This window comes from Candidatus Poriferisocius sp. (assembly GCF_965208475.1).
Classification (GTDB): Bacteria; Actinomycetota; Acidimicrobiia; order Acidimicrobiales; family Bin134; genus Poriferisocius.
In genome coordinates this window covers 2,779,704-2,803,260 of the sequence record NZ_OZ242338.1, presented here as the reverse complement: position 1 = coordinate 2,803,260, position 23,557 = coordinate 2,779,704, and the positions used below count along the sequence as shown (strand labels likewise).

Here is a 23,557-nt window from a genome sequence, read left to right as displayed (position 1 = left end):
AGCCCGCGAGGCGGGTGGTAGGTTCGGCTCGATGCGACTAGCGGTGCTGGCGTCGGGCAGTGGGACGATTCTCGACGCCATGGCCCGCAGCGGTTTGCCCATCTCGCTGGTGCTGGTTGACCGGCCCTGCGGGGCCGAGAAGGTGGCCCCCGATCACGGGCTGACCTGCGTGATGGTGGAGCGGACCAGCTTCGGGCCCGACTTCGACCGGGTGGACTACACCGGCCAGGTCACCGAGCGCTTGGTGGCCGAGGGCATAGAACTGGTGGCCATGGCCGGGTTTGGCACCGTGCTGGACCAGCCGATGCAAGATGCCTACGGGGGCCGCATCTTGAACACCCACCCGTCGCTTTTGCCCGCCTTTCCCGGCTGGCACGCGGTGCAAGATGCCCTGGCCTACGGGGTGAAGGTCACCGGCTGCACTGTGCATGTGGCCACCCTGGAGGTGGATGCGGGGCCGATTCTGGCCCAGCAGGCCGTGGCGGTGGCGCCCGACGACACCGTGGACACGCTGCACGAGCGGATCAAATCACTGGAGCGCGACCTGTACATTCGCACTATTCGAGAGATCATCGACCGAGGGTGCGTCTTGTGAGCCAGGGAGATGACCACCTGCCGCGGGTTCTGGTGTCGGTGTACGACAAGACCGGGATCATCGAACTGGCCCAGCGGCTGGTGGCCCTGGGGTGGGAGATCATCTCCAGCGGGGGAACGTCGGCCGCGCTGGCTGACGCCGGAGTGCCGGTGACCCCAGTGGAGCAGGTAACCGGAGCACCGGAGATGCTGGACGGACGGGTCAAGACCGTCCATCCCGTGATCCACGGGGGCCTGTTGGCCGACCTGTCGAATCCGGGCCATGCGAAAGACCTGGCCGAGAGGGGCATTGCGCCGATCGACTTGGTGGTGTGCAACCTCTACCCGTTCCGTTCCGACCCGTCGGTGGAGCTGATCGACATCGGCGGTCCGGCTATGGTGCGGGCCGCAGCCAAGAACCACGAGCGGGTCGGCGTGGTGGTGCAGCCCGAGGACTATGGGACGGTGCTGGACGAATTGGAAGCCGAAGGCTGCCTCTCCGACGCCACCCGGCGACGGCTGGCTCGGGCCGCATACGCCCACACCAGCGCTTACGATGCGGCGATCGTCGATTGGCTGTCCGATGCCGACGCCGACAAGCTCCCGCCGACCGTGTTGCTGTCTTTGGAGCGCCAAGAGGTGCTGCGTTATGGCGAGAATCCCCACCAACCCGGCGCCCGATACCGCATCGCTGGCCAGTCGTGCTGGTGGGACGGGGCCCAACAGCTCCAGGGCAAGGCCATGTCGTATCTCAACGTGTTCGACGCCGATGCCGCCTGGCGGCTGGTCCACTCGCTGGGCGATTACCCGGCGGCGGTGGTGATCAAGCACGCCAACCCCTGCGGAGCGGCAGTGGCCGACGACATCGCCACCGCCTACCGCCGGGCTCACGAGGGCGATCCGGTCTCCGCGTTCGGGGGGATCGTGGCCGTCAACCGCATGGTGACCGCCGAGATGGCCGAGGCCATGGCCGACGTGTTCACCGAGGTACTCATCGCCTCCGAATACGAAGAAGCCGCGCTGGCCCTACTGGGAAAAAAGAAGAACCTGCGGGTGCTCCGCGCCCCGCCGCCGGATGCCGCCGACTTGGAGATTCGCACAATCGGGGGTGCGGCTCTGGTGCAGACTCCCGACACGATCAACATGGACCGCTCTTCGTGGGAAGTGGTCACCGAGCGGGCCCCCACCGACGACCAGTGGGCCGATTTGGAGCTGGCCTGGCGGGTGGCGGCCCGGGTCGGCTCCAACTGCATCGTTCTGGCCAAAGACCGCCAGGCGGTGGGTATCGGCGCCGGCCAGCAGAACCGCCGCGACGCGGGTCGCATTGCCGCAGAGAAGGCCGCCGGCCGTGCTGCGGGCGGGGCCTGCGCCAGCGACGCCTTCTTCCCCTTCCGCGACGGCCTCAACGCCGCCGCCGAAGCAGACTGCGCCACCGTCATCCAACCCGGCGGCTCAGTGCGCGACCAAGAGGTGATCGACGCCGCCAACGAGCACAACATGGCCATGGTGTTCACCAGCGAACGCCACTTCCGCCACTAGTCGTTGCTCCACCCGGGGTGGTGTTCGCCTCATTTGGGGAAAGGGAGGTTCTTGGCAACAGCGAGGGACGCATCAGATCGATTAAGCGTGTAGAGGTGGATGCCGGGGGCGCTGGCGTCTAGCAATTGCTGGGACAGTTCGGCGGCGGCGTCGGCGGCTGCGGCGATGCGACCCGGGGAAGAAAGCGATTCGAGACGGGCGAACAGCGCTTCGGGCACTGTCGAGCCGTTCATGTTGGCGAAGCGACGGATGCTCTTGGGCCAGATGACGGGCATCACGCCGGGGATCACGGGCCTGTGGCATCCCAGGTCGGCCAGCTCATTGCAGAGTCGGGTGTAGTCGACGGGGTCGAAGAAGAACTGCGTGATGGCGAAGTCGGCTTGGTTCAGTTTGGCGGCCAAGTGCCGGCGATCGGAGGTGCGGTCGGTGGAGCGGGGGTGGACTTCGGGGTGAGCGGCCACCCCGATGCTGAAATTGACGGGATGGTCCCGCACCACTTCCACCAGCTCCGAGGCGTAGCGGAAGTCGCCGCTGATGGCCGATCCGTCGGGCGGGTCGCCGGCCAGGGCCAAGATGTTCCTCACGCCAGATGCGGCGTAGTCGTCCAGCGGGGCGGCGACCCCCTGTTTGGTATGGCCCACGCAGGTCAGGTGGGCCATGGCGGGGAAGGGCCGGTCTTGGCAGATGCCGGTCACGATGTCGCGAGTCCGGTCGTGGCCGTCGCCGCCAACTCCGCAGGTCACCGACACGAACGAGGGCGCCAGCCCCGACAGTTCGTCCAGCGTCTCGGCGAGTTGCTTGGCGGCCACATCGTCGGCTGGGGGGAAGAACTCGAACGAAAGCGTTGGCTGGTCGCCCAGCAAGTCGGCTATCCGTGCCATCAACAAGGCAGCGTATGGGCCGGTCCCCGACGATTCGGCATTGTTTGTCGAAGCTGTACCGCCCCTTGCTGGGACTTGATTCTTGGCTTCGTTGGGGGCAAAGGGGCGTCGGTATGCTCGCCGTATATGGGCGACAAGATCACAATCGGAGCAGATGGGAAGCTAAGCGTTTCTGACAATCCCATCATCCCGTTCATCGAAGGCGACGGCACTGGGGTGGACATCTGGCCGGCGGCCAAGCACGTGCTGGACGCCGCCGCAGGCAAGTACGGCCGCAAGATCGAGTGGATTGAGGTGCTGGCCGGCGAGAAGGCCTTCAACGAGACCGGCGACTGGCTCCCCCAAGAAACCATTGAGAAGTTCACCGAGTACCTGATCGGCATCAAGGGCCCCCTTACCACCCCGGTGGGAGGCGGCTTCCGCAGCCTGAACGTGTCGATTCGACAGATCATGGATTTGTACGTGTGCCTGCGCCCGGTGCGCTGGTTCACCAACGTGCCCTCCCCGGTGAAGAGCCCCGAGCTGGTGGACATGGTGATTTTCCGGGAGAACACCGAGGACATCTACGCCGGGCTCGAGGTTGAGGCCTTCACCCCCGAGGCAGCCAAGCTGCGCGACCTGCTCCACGACGCTCTGGGCTGGAACATCGCCGAAGATGCCGGCATCGGCGTCAAGCCGGTGTCCAAGACCGGTTCGCAGCGCCTCCAGCGGGCCGCGCTGAGCTATGCCGTGCGTCGGAACCGCAAGCGGGTCCACTGGGTACACAAGGGCAACATCATGAAGTTCACCGAGGGGGCGTTCCGCGGCTGGGGCTACGAATTGGTCCGCGAGGAGTTCTCCGACGTGGCCATTGGCTGGGACGACTGCGGCGGCGACGCCGGCGACAAGATCTTGGTGCAAGACGCCATCGCCGACATCGCCCTCCAGCAAGTGCTCACCCGACCGTCCGAGTTCGACGTGATCGCCACCATGAACCTCAACGGCGACTACCTCTCCGACGCCCTGGCCGCCCAGGTTGGGGGCATCGGCATCGCCCCGGGGGCCAACATCAACTACGTGACCGGCCACGGCGTGTTCGAGGCCACCCACGGCACCGCCCCCAAATACGCCGGCCAAGACAAGGTGAACCCGTCGTCGGTGCTCTTGTCGGGCGTGTTGATGTTTGAGCACCTGGGTTGGGACGATGCCGCCGAGGACATCATCAACGCGGTGGAGGCCACCATCGGCGAGAGGATCGTGACCTACGACTTCGCCCGCCTCATGGACGAGGCCACCGAGGTGAAGTGCTCGGAGTTTGCGTCGGCCATCGTCGACCGCCTCTAGCCCTCCGCCAACTCTTGCCCGATAGTCCTTCCTAACCCTTTCTGCCCAAAGGAGACCTTTCGGTGAGCGAACCCAACTCGGCGCCTAGCCGGAGTGATCACGAACAGCCCGTTCGAGTGGCTGTGACTGGAGCTGCGGGCCAGATCGGCTACAGCCTGCTGTTCCGAATCGCCAGCGGGCAGATGCTCGGCCCCGACACGCCGGTGGTGCTCCAGATGCTGGAGATCCCCCCGGCCATGGACGCCCTGGGCGGTGTGGCCATGGAACTAGACGACTGCGCCTTCCCGCTGCTGGCCGGCAAGGTGTGTACCGACGATCCCAACGAGGCATTCGACGGGGTTGACTACGCCCTTTTGGTGGGGTCGAGGCCCCGGGGCAAGGGCATGGAGCGCCGAGACCTGCTGGAGGCCAACGGCGCTATCTTCACCACCCAGGGGCGGGCGCTTTCCGCCGGGGCGGCCGACGACGTGCGGGTGCTGGTGGTGGGAAATCCAGCCAACACCAACTGCCTCATCGCCATGAACAACGCCGACGCCATCCCCGCTGAGCAGTTCACCGCCATGACCCGCCTCGACCACAACCGCGCCGTGGCCCAGCTCTCGGCCAAGCTTGCGGTGACGGTGGGAGAGGTGAGCCGGATGACCATCTGGGGAAACCACTCGGCCACCCAGTACCCCGACCTGTTCAACTGCCGAGTTGGCAGCCAGACGGCCGCTGAGGCGGTGGGCGACCAGGGGTGGATCGCCGATGAGTTCATCCCCGCAGTGCAGAAGCGGGGCGCAGCCATCATCGAGGCCCGCGGCCTGTCCAGCGCGGCCTCGGCGGCCAACGCGGCCATCGACCACGTTCACGATTGGGTACACGGCACCGCCGACGGAGACTGGGTGAGCATGGCCGTCCCCTCCGACGGCTCCTACGGCGTCCCCGAAGGCCTCATCTCGTCGTTCCCCTGCACCACTTCCGACGGCCAGTGGTCCATCGTCGGCGGCCTAGAACTCAACGATTTCTCCCAATCCCGCCTCAACGCCACAGTGACCGAGCTAGTCGAAGAGCGCGACACGGTGGCCGAGCTGGGCTTGATCTAGTTGCCCGATATCCCTCTTGCCGGTCCTCACGGCGGAGACGGCCCTCGCATTGCCCGGGCACTGGGTATCGACCCCCAATCTGTTCTCGACCTGTCGCAGAGTCCCAATCCGTTCGCTCCTGATGTGGCGTCGATGCTGGCCCGCCATCTCGATGCTGTGCGTCGATACCCCGACCCGTGGGAAGCCGCTCGGCTCCTGGCCGACGCCATCGGCGTCGACCCCCAACGGGTCATCCTGACCAATGGGGGCAGCGAGGCCATCTCGTTGGTGGCCCAGGAGATCGGCGGCCGGGTTTGGGCCGAGCCCGAATTCGGTCTGCATCCCCGCAACTCCCACGGGCCGGTGTGGCGCAGCGACCCCCACAATCCCAGCGGGCGCTTGGCCGACTTCGGCGAGATCGCAGACGTGTGGGATGAGGCGTTTTATCCGCTGGCCACCGGACGATGGACGGCGGGACGGGCCGCGGTCGTGGTGGGCTCACTTACCAAGGTGTTTGCCTCTCCCGGTCTGCGGCTCGGCTACATCATTGCCGACGATGTGGAGCGGTTTTCCCGCCACCAATCCCAGTGGTCGGTTGGCTCGCTGGCGGTGTCGGCGCTGCCGGAGCTCTTGGAGTCGGCTGACTTGCCGGCCTGGTCGGAAGCCATCGCCACTGCTCGCAAGGAGTTGGCAGAGGTGTTTCGCCGTCGCGGGTTCGTCGTAGAGGATGCCGATGCACCATGGGTATTGGTTCGTGCGCCTGGGTTGCGGGAACAGTTGGCGCCCCTTGGGGTGGTGGTCCGGGATTGCTCCAGTTTCGGGATGTCGGAGTATGTGCGAGTAGGAGTGCCCGATTCGGTGGGGTTGGCCCGCCTGGAGTCGGCTATGATTCGGGCCGGCGTGGAGGCGAAGTCCGGTTAGATTCCGGCACTGTCCCGCAACGGTGAACTGGCCTTGAACCAGTAAGTCCGGTCGAGCTTTGCGCTGAAACGAGCCATAAGCCCCGAGGGTTGGGTTGGTTCGAGGGCAGGGCTCCTGCCGATCGAGCTTCCGTTCCTCGATCAACAGGAGGTGAATATGCCCCGACGTCCGTTCCGACTCTTCTCCGTGCTGCTGCTTGCTCTCGCCCTTTTGGGAGCTAGCTGCGGCAACGATGACGATGTTGCCGAGGTACCGGCAACTGAGGCGCCTGCGCCCGAGCCGGCCCCGACTGAAGCTGCCCCCAAGCCGCCTCAGCGCATCGTGTCGCTGTCGCCCACGGCAACCGAGATCTTGTTTGCCATCGGCGCCGGAGATCAGGTTGTGGCAGTCGACCAATTCTCCTACTACCCACCGGAGGCCCCCGTTACCGACCTGTCGGGATGGGACCCCAACGTGGAGGCGGTGCTCTCCTACGAACCCGATCTGGTGGTGATCTCCAACGACGCCAACGACCTCATGGCCGGGATGGAAGCAGTCGGCATTGAGGTGCTGTTGAGTTCGGCACCCGCCGATTTCGAGGGCGGGTATGCCGCCGTTGCCGACATCGGCATGGCCGTCGGCCGAGCAGACGAGGCGGCCGCGCTGGTGGCCGATTTGCGCGCCGAGATCGCCGACGCCCTGGGCGCAGCCCCCAATGCGCCGGTGCGGGTGTACCACGAGCTGGGTGACGCACTCTATTCAGCCAGCTCCTCCAGCTTTATCGGCGCGGTGTACGCCGCCATGGGCGCTGTCAACATCGCCGACGAGGCCGACACCGACGGCTACGGGTACCCCCAGTTGACCGAGGAGTACATTGTCGAGGCCGATCCCGAGCTGATCGTGATCACCGATCAGGTGGGCTATACCGTCGACGATGTGGCTGCCCGGCCCGGCTGGGGCGAGGTGTCGGCGGTGCGCAACGGAAACATTGTGGTGGTCAACGCCGATATCGCCTCCCGCTGGGGACCGCGACTGCCCCAGTTCATCAAAGCGGTAGCCGAGGCCCTCGAGGCAGTTGCCGAGTCGGTTTCCTAGTCTTCACAGGCACTGAGATGGCCGAAGCGTCCCTTTCAACCACCGTCTTGACCGATACCGATGCCGCCCATCCGGCGGTGCGGCGGGCTTTCGGGATGTCGGCGACGGCCATCCTCATCGGATTGGCGGTACTGGTAGCGGTGGGATTGCTTAGCGCCTCCAGCGGAGCTGCTGGGCTGCCAGTAAGCGGGGTGTTCAGCGCCCTGTTCGACTGGATTCCGATGCTCGGCATCGAATCGACGCTGTCGGCCACCCAGGAGAGCATCCTGTTCGAGATCCGGCTCCCCCGACTGGTGCTGGGGATGCTGGTGGGAGGATCGCTCGGTGTGGCCGGGGCCTCCTATCAGGGGGTGTTTCGGAACCCGCTGGCCGACCCCTACCTGTTGGGAGTTTCGGCCGGGGCGGGATTTGGCGCCGTGCTGGCCCTGGGGTTCGGACTCGACCTGGGCTGGGGACCGTTCGACACGGTGCCGGCCGCCGCCTTCTTGGGAGCACTGGTGGCAGTGGTGGCGTCGATGGCCATCGCTCGGGGCGGGGGGGCGTCGCCGGCCACGCTGTTGCTGGGCGGGGTGGCCATGGCCGCCCTGTTCTCGGCCGCGCAGACCTACGCCATCCAGCAGTTGGACGAGACCCGGGCCCGGGAGGTGCTGTCGTGGCTGTTCGGGCAGCTCAACACCACCGGCTGGACGCAGGTGTGGCTGCTGCTGCCCTACGCGGCGGTGTGCGGGGCTGTGCTCTTCGTCCACCGCAGGCACCTCGATGTCCTCCGGGTGGGCGACGACGAGGCCCGCTCTCTGGGGCTGGACCCCGCCCGGTCCCGCCTGCTGGTGATCGTGGCTGCGTCGCTTCTGACCGCGGCCGCTGTGTCGGTGAGCGGGCTGATCGCCTTTGTCGGTTTGGTCGTCCCCCATATCGTCCGCCTGCTCATCAGCCACAGCTATCGGGTGATCGTGCCTCTCTCCGCGTTGGTCGGGGCGGCGTTCTTGGCTTTTGTGGACATCGGCGCCCGCACCCTCTTGGCGCCATCGGAGCTGCCCGTGGGGGTCATCACCGCGTTTGTGGGCGCGCCGTTCTTCGCTCTCGTGTTGTGGCGAGATCGGTGGAGTTCCACATGAGCTCCACCGGGCTGCTGGATGCCCGCAGGCCAGCGCCAGCTCTGTCCTGTCGGGGGATGCGAGTTTCCTTCCGCGACCACGAAGTGGTCTGCGGTGTCGACCTGGAGTTGGGCACCGGGCAATGGCTGGGCATCATCGGCCCCAACGGTGCGGGAAAATCCACCCTGCTGCGGTCGATTGTGGGGCTGGCCGATTTCGACGGCGCCGTGGCATTGGGCGATGGCCGTGCTCCGGGCGCTACCGACGTGGCCCTGGTGCCACAGTTCCCGGAGTTGCCCAAGGGCATGACCGTGGCCGAGTACGTGCTGCTGGGCCGGACCGCACACCTGGGCTGGCTGGCCCGTGAGTCGCGGTCCGACCGCCAGATCGTGTCTTCGGTGCTGCACCGCCTTGACCTAGGGGAGTTCGCCGACCGATTGGTGTCCACCCTGTCGGGCGGGGAGGCCCAGCAGGTGGTGGTAGCTCGCTCGCTGGCCCAACAATGCCCGGTGCTGCTGTTGGACGAACCCACCAGCGCTCTCGACTTGGGCCACCAGGTATCCGTGTTGGAACTGGTGGATGACTTGCGCCGCACCGAGGGGCTGAGTGTGCTGGCCGCCATGCACGACCTGAGCGCGGCGGCTCGGTTCGCCGACCGCCTCATTCTCATCGACCACGGTCGGATCGTGGCCCAGGGCAGCCCTGACGAGGTGCTGAGGTCCGATCTGCTGTCGGCCGTGTATGGCACTTCGCTTACTGTTCAATCAATCGACGGCGAGCTGGTGGTGCTGCCCGCGTCTCGCCGTCGGACTCGACCCCCAGAGGAGACCCCATGAGCACCGAATCCGCCCCCCGAGAGGAGCGCCCCTACGACATCTCAGAGTTGCGGTCGGCGCCTTCGCTGGTGATGGTCAACACCGGCCACGGCAAGGGCAAGTCGACTGCGGCCTTCGGCACCGTGCTCCGGGCCGTCGCCCGAGGGTGGCCCACCGCGGTGGTGCAGTTTCTCAAGAGCGGCAACTGGAACACCGGCGAGGAGAAAGTGTGCCGCGAGCTCGGTGTGCAGTGGTTCTCGGCCGGCGACGGGTTCACCTGGGAATCAGACGACATCGACGAGACCAAGGCCAAGGCCGTGGCCGCCTGGGACTTCTCGGCCCAGCTCATCGCCGGCGGCGAGTACCGCCTGGTGGTCCTCGATGAGATCAGCTACGCCATGACCTGGGATTGGATCGACGCCGCCGACGTGGCCGCCGCGCTGGAGTCACGTCCTGAAAAGGTGAGCGTGATCCTGACCGGCCGGGACATGGTCGACGAGGTGGTCGAAGTGGCCGACACCGTGACCGAGATGGTCAAGGTAAAGCACGCCTTCGACCGCCAGATCCGAGCCAAGAAGGGCCTCGACTATTGACCAACGCGTTCGGCGATCGCTATTGGTGGGTAGAGCGGGGGAGGCGGTCATGATCGTGTTGGTGCTGGGCGGGACCCGCTCGGGCAAGTCGGGGGTTGCGGAGTCGATTGCTGCTTCGCTGGATGCGACAGCGGTCTATGTGGCTACTGCCGCGGTCGATCCGAGCGATGCCGACCATGCCGCCCGTGTCGGGGCCCACAAGTCCCGTCGTCCCGACCACTGGAGCACCGTCGAGTGCGAGACGCCCGATGACCTGTCCAGAGTTCTGAAAGAAAGCGACAGCCTGGTGCTGGTCGACTCGCTGGGCACTTGGGTGACCCTGCATCCAGATATGGCCGTTGACGCCGACGATCTCTTGGCCGCAGTTGCCAGCCGAGATGCCCCCACTGTCATTGTCTCTGAAGAGGTCGGGCTGGCGGTCCACCCGACCAGCGAACTGGGCCGACGATATGTCGATGTTCTGGGGATGTTGAACCAGCAGGTTGCTGCCGTAGCTGATCGAGTCTTGCTGGTGGTGGCCGGACGGGTCCTTGAGTTGTCCGGCCCCGATGAGGTGGTCTGATGGCGATGAGACGGCCGGCAGCGATGGGCGCGGTGGCCTTTTTGACTGTCTTCGGCCGAGGCCAGGTGCCCCAGGCCCGGGCCTTGTGGTGGTTTCCAATGGTTGGTGCCGGGATGGGGACGGTTTTGGCTGGCGTCCACTGGGGGACGGGTGAGCTGTGGCCCCTGATGGTGGTTGGAATCCTGGTGGTGGCTGCCGACCTCGTGCTTACCGGGGGATTGCACCTCGATGGACTGGCCGATAGCGCCGACGGCCTGCTTCCCCATATGGAACGGGACCGGCGGCTGGTTGTCATGAGCCGTCCCGACGTAGGTGCGTTCGCCGTAGCAGCGGTGGTGGTCGTGTTGGGGGCTCGTTGGTCAGCGCTGGCGGTTGACAGCGTCGAATCGCTGGCTCTCGTACCCATCTGGGCGATCAGCCGCACCCTGGTCGCCCTGGTTCCGGCCATCGTGCCCTACGCCCGTCCCCGCGGGTTGGCCGATCCGTTTATGGCCGGCGCCCGACGTTGGCTGGCACTGTGGCTGGCACCGGCGATTGCCGCACTGGTGCTGATCGAAGGAATTACCGGTGCAGTGGCGGCCGGGGTCGCGGTGGCAGCAGCAGTCGGAGTCGTGGTGTTGGCGTGGCGACGACTGGGCGGGTTCACCGGCGATGTGCTGGGAGCGGTGATCATGGTTGCTGAAACCGCCGCGCTGCTCGCACTGGTGGTCGACCCATGAGCCGGCTAGGAGGGCGATGCCTGGGTGCGGCGGCGGGCTTGTTCATCGACCGATTGGTGGGGGAACCGCCTCCTGATGTCCATCCGGTTGCCGGGTTTGGACAGATCATGGAGCGTGTCGAACACACGCTTTGGGCTGATCGGCGCCTGGCGGGAGTGGCCTATGCCGCAGTTGGGGTGGCTATTGGTGCAGTTGGGGGCCGCATGATGCGCTCAACGGCCTCTGCGGTAGCAGTCGCCGCCGCCGGCCGAGAACTCCGCCGTACCGCCCTGAGCATCGGAGAAGCGATCTCCGACGGAGATCTACCTGCGGCCCGGGCCACACTCCCATCGCTAGTTGGGCGCGACCCTGCCGAACTCGACGAGTCGGCCATAGCCGCCGCGGTTATCGAATCGGTTGCCGAGAACAGTGTTGATGCCGTGATTGCCCCCGCATTCTGGGGTGCAGTGGCCGGTGCTCCCGGTGCCGCCGCCTATCGGTCCATCAACACCATGGACGCCATGGTCGGGCGGCGAAATGAGCGGTATCGGAACTTCGGCTGGGCCGCAGCCCGCCTTGACGATGCAGCCAACTACATCCCGGCCCGAATCTTCGCGGCACTGGTTGCCGTGTTGAATCAGGAACGAGTTCGCCAGATTGCAAAAGCGGTGCGCCAAGACGCCCCTTCCCACCCGTCGCCCAACGCCGGTGTCGCTGAGGCCGCGATGGCTGCCGTGCTGGATCGAAAGCTCGGCGGACCACTCGATTACGAGGGCGTGGTCGAAAACCGCCCGTTTCTCGGCACAGGTTCTCGTCCAGAGACCGATGACATCGAAGCCGCCGTCCGCCTGGCCGACCGGGTGGAGATTGCCGCGGTCGTCTTGTTGATGCTTACCTGGCTCATCGACTGGCTATTGGGTCGAAGTGGTGGCTGAGGTGGGCTCGCACCCGTTTCCGTCGGTTCCCCCTCTGGACGTCCAGGCCATGGAGTTGGCCCGGCAACGGTGGGCGACTCGGGCCATGCCCCCCGGCGCGTTGGGGCGACTGCAAGACCTGGGTGTCCACCTTGCCGGAGTCACGGGTCGCTGTCCGCCTCCCGCGCCCCGCAGGCCAGTGGTGGTTGTGTTCGCCGGTGACCATGGGGTGGTGGCTGACGGAGCCAGCGCGTGGCCGTCGGAAATCACCGCGGCCATGGTGGCCACGGTGAGCAGCGGAGGGGCCGCCATCTCGGTGTTCGCCGACGCGGTGGGTGCTCAGGTGGTGGTGGTAGACGTGGGGGTAAAGACCCCGCTTCCCCCGCTTGCCGGGGTGAGGTCTGAGCGAGTGGCCGACGGTACCGCCAGCATCGCTACCGGGGCGGCAATGACTCCCGACCAGGCCGAGGCGGCCGTGGCGGTGGGCATACGGATCGCATCTGAGCAAATTGAGGCGGGGGCCGACTGCCTCATCGGCGGCGACTTGGGCATCGGCAATACCACGGCCGCGGCTGCACTGATCGGAGCTTTCACGGGCCGGCTAGCGGAAGAGGTGACCGGGCATGGGGCCGGTGTCCCCGCCGCAGGTCTCGACCACAAGCGCCGGCTGGTGACCGCTGCCATCCAGAGAACCCAAGGCTGCACCGGCCCCCTTGAAGTGCTGGCTGTCGCCGGCGGGTTTGAGATCGCCGCCCTGGCCGGGTTGTACGTCGCCGCGGCCCAAAACCGCGTCCCCTACATCGTGGACGGCGTGATCGCCGGGGCCGCCCTGTGTGCAGCCGATGCCCTCGCCCCCGGTACTGCGGCCCATGCGATCGCCGGCCATCGTTCTAGCGAGCCGGCCGCATCCATCGTCCTCGATCACCTGGGCCTGAACCCTCTGCTGGACCTCAATCTGCGGTTAGGAGAGGGAACCGGGGCTTGCCTGGCCTTTCCCCTTGTACAAGCATCTGCCCGGGCGCTGGCCGACATGGCTGACTTGCCCAACCGCTAGCCCCAGTCGGTGCGGGATCGAAGGTCGGCGAACACGTCGTTGGCCCGGGCCAGAACCTTGTGGTGGGACAACAGGGCCAGCGGGTCACCATCGACGACGGTCAGGCCGTTCAAAACCGCCTCCTCGGCCGATAGCTCTCCTTGAGCAATGGCCACCGCGGTGTCTCGGCTCTGGCTGAGCACGACCGCAGGATCGACAGCCGACCCAGCGCAGACGCGGGCACCCTGGTCGTCGATGACTATGTGGAACACCACTTCGCCCACCCGCTGTTCCACTGCGAATCGCTCTCCGTCTGCCGTGCACAGTCCCGACGCCCGCAGCGCGGCATCCGCTTCCTGAATCCACTCTTCGCTCAAGTACGCCGGCACCAGGCCCTACGGTACCGATGACGAGCTATGACGGCAGCACCGACGCACCGACTGTGGGCTGAATCCTGGTACGGCGATTTCGCCGCGTCCGACGGATCGCTCGGCGGCTATGCCCAGCTCACGGTGTGGCCCAACCTGGGACGGAGTTGGTTCTGGTCGGCGCTCGTCGGTCCTGATCGCCGCCCGGTGGTGCTGGTTGAGACCGACGCCCCACTGCCTCGGCCATCCACCCTGGAGCTGCGGGCGCCCGGACTGTGGACCGAGTTCATTGAGCAGATCCCCGACGAGCATTTCACTGTGGACCTGGAGGCGTTTGCGGTGGCGTTGGACGACCCCGAAGAGCTATTTGACCGAGGCTGGGGTGACCGGGTGCCCTACGGCCTGGAGTTGGAGTGGGAGGCTGCCGATGGCCTGCACGATGTGGTTCACGGCTTGGTACTGGTAGGCGATGAGTCTTACGAGCTAGAAGGCCGGGGCCGGCGCTTCCATTGGGAGGGTTTGCCCGCCTGGTGGGAGAGAGAATGGACCAACGGCCCCACCGACGGCGCAGTCATGGCTGCCGCCCCCCTCCCCATCGACCACCCCGACACCGCCCAACGCTCCCGCCTCGAGCGATCCCTGGTTTCCACCCCCGACGGCCCTACCTGGACCGAGAGGAATCACCTGTTGTCGACGCCATAGCCGAAAAGGTGAGGACCAACGAGGCTGCGGCCACGGCGAGCAAGGCAGGAAGCCACAGGTCGGCGGCGGGGGCCCATCCGAGGCCCGTGCCGTCGATGGTCTCTTCGGCGTGGCGGCTGATCACGCCCACACCGGCGGGCCAGGGCCACAGCACCCGCAGCGAGCCCAACAGCAACCCCACCATCACCGCCAGGGTCGGATCGTGCCAGCGGTCCAGAACCTGGCCGATCAGGTTGGAGAACAGGGCCAATCCCAGCACGGCCCCGACGCCGAGTGCGGCCAAGTCGGCCCAAGATCGGTCATCTACAGCTCCGATGGTCGCGGGATACACCCCGATCATCAGCAGGATGAATGCCCCGGAGATGCCAGGCAGCAACATGGCGCATACCGCCACGATTCCCGCTCCGAAGAGCGCAAGGGCCGATGGGTCGGCCACTGGCCCCGACTGGATCCCCAGCAATCCGAAGAACAGCCCGCCCACCGCTAGCGCCACGAGCACGAGCCCTACACTAGGGCGGGTCAAGAGCCGCCAGGCCACCACCACCGACGCCCCCACCAGGCCGAAGAACAGCCCGGCCATGGCCTCGGGCTCATCGGCCAACAGATCGTCGATCACTGACGCCAGCCCCACTACCGCGGCCCCGATCCCCACCACCAGCGGCACGGCGAACCACCAGTCGAAGCTCCGCAGCCGGTGCCCCGCCTCTCCCCATCGGCCCCGCACCAGGGCGCCCAGTACACCGGCCCCGGCCCGCACGGTGTCGATCAACCGGGCATAGATCCCCAGCAGCAGCGCCACCGTGCCCCCCGACACCCCGGGCACCACATCAGCCGCTCCCATGAGCACCCCCCGCACCACCTGCCCGGCGGATTCCCTCGCTCTAGACCACATGGCAAGCGTCAGAAGTCAGCCGGCGAAAACGGCTAGGGAAGAACTCACGGGCCAAGGGTATGGGCTGTGTCGGCGTCATTCATGGGCAAGCAGCCAGATGGTGCACCGGATATCTCCCGCTATGGGCGCTTTGCCTCAATTGAGTATTCTCATCGGTTGTGATTGTGTCAGAAGATAGAGCGGTGTAAATGGCATCTGGAGGCCGAACCCAAGAGGAGCCGCAGCCGCCATCGTGTCCGAAATGCGATTTGGAAATGGTGTTGAGGACCGTCAAGCGAGGGAAGAACGTAGGAAATCAGTTCTGGGGGTGTCCGACCTTTCCAGAGTGCTGGGGAAGGGTTCAGATTAACAACAGTCACAGATCCGGAGCGCGCGCCGAAACATCGCCGGAAACTGCCAGAGAGCATATCGGTAGAACTGAAGCGGCTGGGGCAGAGCCCTCAGAACGTCAAGCCACAATGGCCCCCAACACTGCTGGGCCTGCGGCTGTCGAAGATTTGGAATCCGACTCCGATGGTGGCGACATGCGGCGGAGAGTGGACTGGGCTGATGGGACGTTTGTTCGAGAAGGGTGGACGGTCCGCATAGCTTCGGCCGGCGGTTCGCTGAGAGCGTTTCCTGAAGGTCGATCCGAGCATTTGTTGGGCTGTTGGATTGCCCGGGAGAGCCGAGAAGGGGATAGGTCTCCGGGCAAGTTGTCGGCAGCGGAGGCGGCAGCAATTGGGACGCTGCTGAGGTTGCTAGCCAGAGGTCCAGCACCACCAGTACACCCTGAGACGGAAAAGCAGCTTCTTGAATCCTGTGTCGATATACCTGAGCCGAGGGATGAGGATTTCTTGGTACCTTCCAAGGGGAAGTCGGCGATCTCTCAGGGATTGTGCGATTCGGAGTACGAAGAACAACTGGTCGAGCGGATAGAGCAGCACCGCCCAGGTTCTGCGATGTGGCTGGTCCCTCAACCGCCGCTAGAAATGCTTGCTTTTGCCGCTGGGGTAGATGCCGAGATCGAAGGCGAACGCCGATGTGATTTCCTGTTTTGTCCTCCTGGGTCAGAGCCGGTGGTGTTCGAGGTGGATGGTACTCAGCACGAGGATGCGACACTGGTTGACGAGCAGAGGGATCGCTTGCTGTTGAAGGCAGGGATTCGCACGGTGCGTGTGCCGACTTCAGAACTACGAGCTGGCCGCGGTCCGGGGCTCAGCGACGTGTTGAAGACAGTTACCGAAGCTCGATGCGGGCAGCAGGCAGACGCTCAGTCTGGCCGTCAAGCCTGGCATCCGATGGTGTGGGGGCCGGTTCAGACGCATCGGTTGGTGTTAGCTGTGTGTGAAGCTATCGACGCTGGTTTCCTGTCAGGTGATCGCTGGGTGGTTGATGTGTCTGACCCTACGGAACTATCGCCAAAGCTGATTGGTCCGTACCTAGAGACGCTGGCGGCAGTTGCGGACATTTGGGGTGCTGACAAGCTTGCGCCTCAGGTAGCGGTGTTTCGCAGGGGCAGCACAGAGTGCATTTACAGGAGACAGGACATCAGCGGGTTCAGCTATGTGCTTACCGAGACGGCTAACCGTGGTGCAAATGGAAGCGAACCTGCTTCGGTTCGGGTGTTGCTGGGAAGCCATTGGTCCCCGTTCGAGCGGCTTCCCGAACCTATAGACGATGGGCCCCTGGCGGTAGTGGTCCGATCAACGGGTGTGCTGGCGCTGCCCCGCGACCCTGTTCGACCCAAGGTGGATTTCCGGCCGGTGGGCGCCGAGCCAGATCGATTTCGCCTGGCTTTGGAAGCAGTGATGAAGGCGGTGTTTGCCAAGGACTCGTTTAGGGCCGGGCAATTCGAGGCCATAAAGACAGCGCTCGCTGGGAGGGACTGTGCCGTGCTGCTCCCCACAGGGGCTGGCAAGAGCATGATCTATCAGCTGGCTGGACTGATCCTCCCCGGACGCTTGCTAGTGGTCGATCCGATCACTGCGCTGATCGACGATCAGATCGGCGGGCTGACCGCCCAGGGAATCGACCGCGCTGTTGGAATCACCGCCCAGAACAGCAAGAGCGGCTTGGGTGTCGCAGAAGACGCTTACTTCCTTTTTGTGGCCCCTGAGCGGCTGCAACGGCAGAAGTTCCGGGACATGCTCGCCGCTTCTGCTCGCTCCACCCCAGTGAGTCTGGTGGTGGTCGATGAGGCGCATTGCGTGTCTGAGTGGGGCCACGACTTCCGAGACGCCTACTTGAACTTCGGCAGGACCGCCCGGAAGGTGTGCGATCCGTCGGGCCTCAACGCTGTGCCGATTCTGGCGTTGACTGGAACCGCATCTCGGGCTGTGCTGTCCGATGTCCTGTTCCAACTGGGCATCTCAGGCGACTCACCGGAGAGCATCATCAGTCCGACATCGTTCGACCGGGCAGAACTCTCCTATGAGGTGGCTATAACCAAACCAGCAATGTCAGAGGCGATCTTGAAAGATGTGCTCCGAACTCTGCCGTCTTCCTTCGGCGAACAACCGACCGCTTTCCGGGAACGAGGAAGGCTGCCAGGAATCGTCTTCATCCCCACCGTGAACGGGAAGCACCGAAGCATGGACCGAGCTCTTAGCGCAGTCAACTCGATCATCCCCACCGCGGTCGGTTTTTCCACCACCGCTCCAAGAAGCCGAAATCGCAGTGAATGGAACACGGAGAGGCACCTCAACGCAGAGAAATTCAAACGAGACGAGGCCACGGCCATTGTCGCTACGAAAGCGTTTGGCATGGGTATCGACAAGCCCAACATTAGGTGGACCGTCCACTATGGCCTGCCGCAGTCAATTGAGGCGTTTTACCAGGAGGTGGGGCGAGCTGGCCGCAACCGGCAGCCAGCAAAGAGCGTGTTGATACTCGCGGAGAACAGCCAGGTGCAGAGCAAGGAGCGCCTGGAGTCAGGGCAGAACAGGCCCTCGTCTAGCAGGGGTGGCCCGCGCCCCGAACCCGACGATATTTCCACCGTCCTGCGATTCCACAATCAGGCATTTCCCAGTGTGGACAAGGATGTCGAGACGACTGTAGAGGTGTACGGCAAACTTTGTTCAAGTCACAGCGTTCCTCTTGGCGAACACGAGGACAAGAGGAACGCGTCAAAGCGAGCGCTCCACCGGCTTGCAGTGCTCGGCGTTGTAGAGGACTACTGCCTCGAAGGATTTGGGAAAAGCGAGAAAGCAGTGGTCATCATGTCGGATGCCGCTCCGGAGGAGATCGCCGATAGCTTGCTTCGGTTCGTGGCTCGTTCCCAACCGGGGCAAGTTGAGGCATTCCGCGCTCGTCTCCCCCACCTCCCTGACGCTCCCAGCGCTGTTCGGGAGTGCAGCAGGATGCTGGCCGAGTTCATCTACGAGACGATCGGCAAGGCTCGCCAGCGGAGCCTCCTTGAGATGTGGGAACTCGCCCGAGTCGGGCAAAGGGACGGGGAGCAGGTCCGCCAGGGCATCCTCGACTATCTGTCCGAAGGCGTCCCGTCGACCACCGCTCAGCGTCTCGCTGAGCAGACCGTATTCTCTTACTCCAACTGGACAGATGAATGGAAGGAGATCGCCAGCGCCGACGATGCCCGACAATGGCGGGCCGCGGCCGCTCGCCTGCTTGGGTCGTATCCCGATCACCCTGGACTTCTCGCCTCTCGTGCTGTTGCCGGGGCGCTCTTCGGGGGGTCGGCGGACGATCTCGAAGTTGGCTTGCATCAGTCAATGTTGAGCGCCCTGGGCCGATATCAGGCCGACAAGGGCGATGCAGAACTGATGGCGGTACATCTGTTGGAGCGGTTTGCATCAACCCCCTCAACTGAATCCGAGTCATCAGATGAGCGCCTAGCGATGGCTGCCGCGGTAGTCGCGGCCACCCGTACTGCGCTCCCGGCGTGTGAAAGGGTGAATGCGTGGCTTGACTCGAATTGGAAGCTAAGTCCTCACCTTGCTGTATTCAAACTTGCTGAGGGCGTCGCGCTTGCCAGCGAAATGGCCGAACATGCCGCTACTAGCACCGGGTCGCTTCCTGGTTGAGCGGTGGAAACGACTGAAAGGAAAAAGAGATGACCAACACTGCGAGCCCGACGAGCTCATTCGATGCGTCGGCCCGGCGATTTGCCGACGCAACAGATATCCTTGAGGAACTCCGCGACAAGGTGATTGCTCTCTCCGGCTACCAAGAGCAACAGAGCCACCTCACAAGTGCATTGAACGGGTCTAGTGATGCACTTCACACCGCGGTTGAAGCGCTCAGCCCGGTTGGTGAACTGGGCACGGAACTTCTCGCCTCGCTCAAAGCGGTCGTCGCTGCTGCCGAAACTGCCTTCGACCAAGGGACGGTCAAGGCCATTCGAGACGACGTTGCCGCTCTTAGCGAGGAAGTGGAATTGCTGCGAGATGGCATCCGCGCTGAACGGGACGAAGCTCGCCGAGAACTTTCAGAATTGCGGGCCAAGGTGCAGTCGTTGCCAGAGCGCATGCGGAGCAAACACGGCCTAGGCTAAGAACCTCGATTCTGACACGAGACCTACTGAATCGGCTGGCGTCAGCCTGCGAAAACGGCTTCGGTGGTGAAGGACATGCCTCCTTCTAGGGTTCTGCGCACGGGGCAGCGGCGGGCGATGTCCTCCAAACGGGCTCGCTGGTCGACGTCGAAGTCACCTTCGATGAAGATCTGGCTGCGCACCCGGTCGACGTAGCCTGAGGCGTCGGCCTCGCAGTCGTCGCAATCTTGGGCATGAACCCGGTCGTGCTCGAACCGGGCCGAAATCAAGTGGAGCTTCCAACCTTTGCGCTGGCAGTACATCGACAGGGTGATGCAGGTGCAGGCCGCCACCGACGACATGAGGAGCTCATAGGGGTTGGGGGCAGTATCACCGCCCCCCAGGTCCTCAGGCTCGTCAGCGCCCCATACGTGCGAGCCGGTTCGGAGCTCCACTGAATAATCCTGGCCAGCCTGGACCTTGAGGTCGGCGGTTACGGTGGTCATGCTTTGACGCTACAGCTAACCAGCTAGCTTGCGGTTCTTGACCTTGGCCTTGATGTAGTCCCGGTTGGTCCAGGCGATGAAGTCGATGGGGATCTCCTTGGGGCAGGCCTCTTCGCACTCGCCGTGGTTGGTACACGAGCCGAAGAACTCCTCCATGGTCTCCACCATGGCCTCGGTGCGGGCCCACCGCTGGGCCTGGCCTTGGGGGAGCAGGTTCAGGTGCTGCACCTTGGCCGCGGTGAAAAGCTGGGCCGCGCTGTTGGGGCAGGCCGCCACGCAGGCCCCGCAGCCGATACAGGCGGCGGCGTCGAAGGCGGTGTCGGCCGCCTCTTTGGGCACCGGGGTGAGGTTGGCGTCGGGGGCGGCGCCGGTGTTCACCGAGATGTAGCCACCGGAGGCGATGATGGCGTCCATGGCCCGGCGGTCCACCGCCAAGTCCCGCAGCACCGGGAACGACGTGGCCCGCCACGGCTCGATCACGATGTGGTCGCCGTCGCTGAAGCTGCGCATGTGGAGCTGGCAGGTGGCCGTGCCCTTCTGGGGGCCATGGGCCTGGCCGTTGATCATCAGCCCGCAGGTGCCGCAGATGCCCTCCCGGCAGTCGGACTCGAACACGATTGGCTCCTCGCCCGCCTCGATCAGCCGCTCGTTGACGATGTCGAGCATCTCCAAGAACGAGGCGTCGGTGCTGATGCCGCTGGCCTCATAGGTCACGAAATGGCCCTCGGCCTGCGGGCCGGGCTGGCGCCAAACCTGAAGCGTGAGGTTGATCTCAGAGCTCACTTGTAGCTCCTCTGGGTGAGCTCCACGTTTTCGAACTCGAGCTCCTCACGGTGGCGGGTCTGGGGGGTGCCCTCGCCGTTCCACTCCCAGGCAGCCACGTGGGTGAAGTTCTCGTCGTCGCGCCGGGCCTCGCCGTCGTCGGTTTGGTGCTCCTCCCGGAAATGCCCGCCGCACGACTCCTCCCGAGTCAGAGCGTCTCGGGCCATTAGCTCGGCCAGCTCGAACAAGTCGGCCACCCGGCCGGCCTTCTCCAGCGACTGATTCAAGGTGTCGGCCGATCCCAGCACCCGCACATCGCGGTGGTACTCCTCCCGCAGCGCGGGAATCTCCGAGATCGCCTTCTCCAAGCCGGTCTTGTTGCGGGCCATCCCGATGTAGTCCCACACCAGCTTGCCCAGTTCCCGGTGGTAGTGGTCCACCGAGCGGGTGCCACCGGTCGAAAGCCAGCGGGCCATCTCGTCGGCCACCGCCTGCTCGGCGTCGGCGAATACCGGCTCGGAGGTGCCAAGCGCGGGATCGCCCAGGAAATCGGACAGGTAGTTGCCGATGGTGTAGGGCAGGATGAAATAGCCGTCGGCCAGCCCCTGCATGAGTGCGGAAGCCCCCAGCCGGTTGGCGCCGTGGTCGCTGAAGTTGGCCTCGCCCAGCACGAACAGGCCGGGCACGTTGCTCATCAGCTCGTAGTCCACCCACAGCCCGCCCATGGTGTAGTGGGTGGCCGGGTAGATGCGCATGGGCACCCGGTAGGGGTCCTCGCCGGTGATGCGCTCGTACATGTCGAACAGGTTCCCGTACTTGGCCCGGATCACCGCCTCGCCGTCGCGGGCCACCGCACCGGATAAGTCCAGGTAGACGCCGTTGCGCAGTGGTCCCACACCCCGGCCCTCGTCCACCACCCCCTTGGCGTTACGGGAGGCCACATCTCTGGGCACCAGGTTGCCGAAGGCGGGGTACTTGCGCTCCAGGAAGTAGTCGCGGTCGGCGTCGGGGATCTCGTGGGGATCGCGTCCGTCGTCGTGGGCTTGGGGCACCCAGATGCGCCCGTCGTTGCGCAGCGACTCCGACATCAGGGTCAGCTTCGACTGGAAGTCGTCGCTGGCCGGGATGCAGGTGGGGTGGATCTGGGTGTAGCACGGGTTGGCGAACAGGGCGCCCTTGCGGTGGGCCCGCCACGCCGCGGTGACGTTGCACATCTTGGCGTTGGTCGACAGGAAGTACACGTTGCCGTAACCGCCGGTGGCCATCACCACGGCGTGGGCCGAGTGGGGAACGATCTCGCCGGTAATGAGGTCGCGGGTGACCACGCCCACGGCCCGGCCGTCGTGCATCACCAACTCCAGCATCTCTGAGCGGGTGTGCAGCTCCACCGTGCCGGCGGCAACCTGGCGCATCAGCGCCGAGTACGCCCCCAGCAAAAGCTGCTGGCCGGTCTGGCCCCGGGCGTAGAACGTGCGCGACACCTGGGCGCCGCCGAAGGAGCGGTTGTCGAGCAGCCCGCCGTATTCCCGGGCAAACGGCACCCCTTGGGCGGTGGCCTGGTCGATGATGTCCACCGACACCTCGGCCAGGCGGTACACGTTGGCCTCCCGGGCTCGGTAGTCGCCGCCCTTGATGGTGTCGTAGAACAGGCGGTAGACGCTGTCGCCGTCGTTCTGGTAGTTCTTGGCCGCGTTGATGCCGCCCTGGGCGGCGATGCTGTGGGCCCGGCGGGGGGAGTCGTGATAGGTGAGCACCTTGACCCGGTAGCCCAACTCGCCCAGCGAGGCCGCGGCCGACGCACCGGCCAGCCCCGAGCCCACCACGATCACGTCGAAGCGGCGCTTGTTGTTGGGGTTCACCAGCGGCATGGAGAACTTGTGGTCGGTCCACTTGCTGTCCAGCGATCCAGCGGGGATTCGGGCGTCGAGCGAGCCGAGCATCAGTACTCCTCTCCGTCAGCGGAGCCCTGGAGTTCGAGCTGCTCGACGATCGAGCGCCCGTTGTCGTCGATCACCCCGGCCTGCACGAAGATCGGGAAGCTCAGGTTGCCCACCAGGATGATCCCGGCCAGCCCAGCGGCCAGGTAGCGGCGCAGGTGGTTGTAGCGGGGGCTGTTGATCCCAAGGCTCTGGAACATGCTCCAGGTGCCGTGGAAGATATGGACGGCCAGAGCGGTGTTGGCCACTATGTAGAGGATCGCCACCGGGATGCTGCTCAGGCTCTCCGACACGTTGTGGTAGGGGTCGCCCCGCACGAAGTCGGGGTTGAACCACCCCCAGGTGAGATCGGCCAGGTGGTAGAAGAGGTACAGCCCGATGACGGGGCCGGTCCACCGCATGGTGCGAGAGGCGAAGTTGGCCGCGATGTAGCTCCGGCCGCCGGGGTAGCGCTTGTCCGCGGCCCAGCTCATCCGGCTCAGGGAGTAGGCCGAGTGGATGTGAAGGCCGAAGGCGGCGATCAACCCGATGCGCATGGCCCACAGCAGCCAGGTGCGGGGCAAGAGCTTGGTGCCCAGATCCCGCAGGGTCTCGGCGTACTCGTGGATCTCCAGCGGCCCTTCATACAGGTGGAGGTTGCCGATCATGTGGACCACGATGAAACCCAGCAAGGCGGCCCCGGTGAGGCCCATCACCCACTTCTTGCCCACCGCAGTCTGGTAGATGCTGAGCGGCCATGGAAGCCTCACCCTGGGCGCCGACCGCACCGGAGGCGGCGTGCTCACTCTCGTCATGGTCTGGGCCATCAACGCCGACGGTACCGGCGCCCCGC

23 protein-coding genes and 1 riboswitch are annotated in these 23,557 nt (G+C 65.2%); of the genes, 16 read left to right on the top strand and 7 right to left on the bottom strand.

The genetic code is table 11. The features are described 5' to 3' along the window. The first annotated feature begins 31 nt into the window (after window positions 1-31). Both purN and purH read left to right on the top strand, forming a co-directional pair. Window positions 32-595, top strand: a complete 564-nt coding sequence (purN, locus tag ACOGXA_RS13030) for a phosphoribosylglycinamide formyltransferase (RefSeq protein WP_419924300.1) — start codon at window positions 32-34, stop codon at window positions 593-595. Then, complete coding sequence (gene purH / locus ACOGXA_RS13025; RefSeq protein ID WP_419924299.1) at window positions 592-2,112, top strand: bifunctional phosphoribosylaminoimidazolecarboxamide formyltransferase/IMP cyclohydrolase; 1,521 nt, start codon at window positions 592-594, stop codon at window positions 2,110-2,112. Before purN ends, purH begins: the two co-directional genes overlap by 4 nt. 29 nt (window positions 2,113-2,141) lie before the next feature. Here the strand turns inward: purH and ACOGXA_RS13020 are convergent, their stop codons facing one another. Next, window positions 2,142-2,993, bottom strand: coding sequence for a methylenetetrahydrofolate reductase (locus tag ACOGXA_RS13020; RefSeq protein ID WP_419924298.1), 852 nt, complete (start codon window positions 2,991-2,993; stop codon window positions 2,142-2,144). A 126-nt stretch (window positions 2,994-3,119) separates the two neighbouring features. Here ACOGXA_RS13020 and icd point away from each other — a divergent pair, with 126 nt between their 5' ends. From icd to cobT, 11 genes are all read left to right on the top strand, one after another. Beyond that, window positions 3,120-4,316 (top strand): NADP-dependent isocitrate dehydrogenase, encoded by a 1,197-nt coding sequence (gene icd, locus ACOGXA_RS13015; RefSeq protein ID WP_419924297.1) that lies wholly within the window; start codon window positions 3,120-3,122, stop codon window positions 4,314-4,316. A 62-nt stretch (window positions 4,317-4,378) separates the two neighbouring features. Further along, complete coding sequence (locus ACOGXA_RS13010; protein WP_419924296.1) at window positions 4,379-5,401, top strand: malate dehydrogenase; 1,023 nt, start codon at window positions 4,379-4,381, stop codon at window positions 5,399-5,401. After that, on the top strand, window positions 5,402-6,301 hold the full coding sequence (locus ACOGXA_RS13005) for an aminotransferase class I/II-fold pyridoxal phosphate-dependent enzyme (protein WP_419924295.1): 900 nt from the start codon (window positions 5,402-5,404) through the stop codon (window positions 6,299-6,301). Further along, window positions 6,264-6,405, top strand: a riboswitch (adenosylcobalamin (AdoCbl) riboswitch). (Overlaps the previous gene by 38 nt.) A 52-nt stretch (window positions 6,406-6,457) precedes the next feature. Continuing rightward, window positions 6,458-7,375 (top strand): ABC transporter substrate-binding protein, encoded by a 918-nt coding sequence (locus ACOGXA_RS13000; protein WP_419924294.1) that lies wholly within the window; start codon window positions 6,458-6,460, stop codon window positions 7,373-7,375. Between the two features lie 17 nt (window positions 7,376-7,392). Then, entirely contained in the window at window positions 7,393-8,490 is a 1,098-nt protein-coding gene (locus ACOGXA_RS12995) for a FecCD family ABC transporter permease (protein ID WP_419924293.1), read from the top strand. Then, on the top strand, window positions 8,487-9,305 hold the full coding sequence (locus ACOGXA_RS12990) for an ABC transporter ATP-binding protein (RefSeq protein ID WP_419924292.1): 819 nt from the start codon (window positions 8,487-8,489) through the stop codon (window positions 9,303-9,305). Before ACOGXA_RS12995 ends, ACOGXA_RS12990 begins: the two co-directional genes overlap by 4 nt. Beyond that, window positions 9,302-9,877 (top strand): cob(I)yrinic acid a,c-diamide adenosyltransferase, encoded by a 576-nt coding sequence (gene cobO, locus ACOGXA_RS12985; RefSeq protein WP_419924291.1) that lies wholly within the window; start codon window positions 9,302-9,304, stop codon window positions 9,875-9,877. Before ACOGXA_RS12990 ends, cobO begins: the two co-directional genes overlap by 4 nt. A gap of 25 nt (window positions 9,878-9,902) precedes the next feature. Next, entirely contained in the window at window positions 9,903-10,439 is a 537-nt protein-coding gene (locus tag ACOGXA_RS12980; RefSeq protein ID WP_419924290.1) for a bifunctional adenosylcobinamide kinase/adenosylcobinamide-phosphate guanylyltransferase, read from the top strand. Next, entirely contained in the window at window positions 10,439-11,158 is a 720-nt protein-coding gene (locus ACOGXA_RS12975; protein WP_419924289.1) for an adenosylcobinamide-GDP ribazoletransferase, read from the top strand. The genes ACOGXA_RS12980 and ACOGXA_RS12975 overlap by 1 nt, the downstream gene beginning before the upstream one ends. Continuing rightward, complete coding sequence (gene cbiB / locus ACOGXA_RS12970; protein ID WP_419924288.1) at window positions 11,155-12,072, top strand: adenosylcobinamide-phosphate synthase CbiB; 918 nt, start codon at window positions 11,155-11,157, stop codon at window positions 12,070-12,072. Before ACOGXA_RS12975 ends, cbiB begins: the two co-directional genes overlap by 4 nt. Continuing rightward, the gene (gene cobT / locus ACOGXA_RS12965) at window positions 12,065-13,105 is read left to right on the top strand and encodes a nicotinate-nucleotide--dimethylbenzimidazole phosphoribosyltransferase (RefSeq protein WP_419924287.1); all 1,041 of its coding nucleotides are present in this window, start codon (window positions 12,065-12,067) and stop codon (window positions 13,103-13,105) included. Before cbiB ends, cobT begins: the two co-directional genes overlap by 8 nt. Here the strand turns inward: cobT and ACOGXA_RS12960 are convergent. Then, window positions 13,102-13,473: a hypothetical protein gene (locus ACOGXA_RS12960; protein ID WP_419924286.1), complete on the bottom strand. Its 372-nt coding sequence runs from the start codon at window positions 13,471-13,473 to the stop codon at window positions 13,102-13,104. The genes cobT and ACOGXA_RS12960 overlap by 4 nt on opposite strands. A gap of 27 nt (window positions 13,474-13,500) precedes the next feature. Here ACOGXA_RS12960 and ACOGXA_RS12955 point away from each other — a divergent pair, with 27 nt between their 5' ends. Beyond that, window positions 13,501-14,154 (top strand): hypothetical protein, encoded by a 654-nt coding sequence (locus ACOGXA_RS12955; RefSeq protein WP_419924285.1) that lies wholly within the window; start codon window positions 13,501-13,503, stop codon window positions 14,152-14,154. Here ACOGXA_RS12955 and ACOGXA_RS12950 read toward each other — a convergent pair. Continuing rightward, window positions 14,114-15,046, bottom strand: a complete 933-nt coding sequence (locus tag ACOGXA_RS12950) for a DUF368 domain-containing protein (RefSeq protein ID WP_419924284.1) — start codon at window positions 15,044-15,046, stop codon at window positions 14,114-14,116. The two genes, ACOGXA_RS12955 and ACOGXA_RS12950, sit on opposite strands and share 41 nt — an antisense overlap. Before the next feature lie 836 nt (window positions 15,047-15,882). On the opposite strand from ACOGXA_RS12950, the gene ACOGXA_RS12945 reads away from it, so the two are divergent. Continuing rightward, window positions 15,883-19,071, top strand: a complete 3,189-nt coding sequence (locus tag ACOGXA_RS12945) for a RecQ family ATP-dependent DNA helicase (RefSeq protein WP_419924283.1) — start codon at window positions 15,883-15,885, stop codon at window positions 19,069-19,071. A gap of 29 nt (window positions 19,072-19,100) precedes the next feature. Beyond that, window positions 19,101-19,541: a hypothetical protein gene (locus ACOGXA_RS12940; protein WP_419924282.1), complete on the top strand. Its 441-nt coding sequence runs from the start codon at window positions 19,101-19,103 to the stop codon at window positions 19,539-19,541. A gap of 41 nt (window positions 19,542-19,582) precedes the next feature. Here the strand turns inward: ACOGXA_RS12940 and ACOGXA_RS12935 are convergent, their stop codons facing one another. Genes ACOGXA_RS12935 through ACOGXA_RS12920 form a run of 4 tightly spaced genes read right to left on the bottom strand, consistent with a single transcriptional unit; the run spans window position 19,583 to window position 23,531 of the window. Beyond that, window positions 19,583-20,026 (bottom strand): OsmC family protein, encoded by a 444-nt coding sequence (locus ACOGXA_RS12935; RefSeq protein ID WP_419924281.1) that lies wholly within the window; start codon window positions 20,024-20,026, stop codon window positions 19,583-19,585. Between the two features lie 15 nt (window positions 20,027-20,041). Further along, window positions 20,042-20,797 carry a succinate dehydrogenase/fumarate reductase iron-sulfur subunit gene (locus tag ACOGXA_RS12930; protein ID WP_419926984.1) on the bottom strand — a complete coding sequence of 252 codons (756 nt, stop codon included), beginning with the start codon at window positions 20,795-20,797 and terminating at the stop codon, window positions 20,042-20,044. 8 nt (window positions 20,798-20,805) lie between these two features. Then, window positions 20,806-22,728: a fumarate reductase/succinate dehydrogenase flavoprotein subunit gene (locus ACOGXA_RS12925; protein WP_419924280.1), complete on the bottom strand. Its 1,923-nt coding sequence runs from the start codon at window positions 22,726-22,728 to the stop codon at window positions 20,806-20,808. Then, complete coding sequence (locus ACOGXA_RS12920; RefSeq protein WP_419924279.1) at window positions 22,728-23,531, bottom strand: succinate dehydrogenase cytochrome b subunit; 804 nt, start codon at window positions 23,529-23,531, stop codon at window positions 22,728-22,730. Before ACOGXA_RS12920 ends, ACOGXA_RS12925 begins: the two co-directional genes overlap by 1 nt. Window positions 23,532-23,557 lie beyond the last annotated feature (26 nt).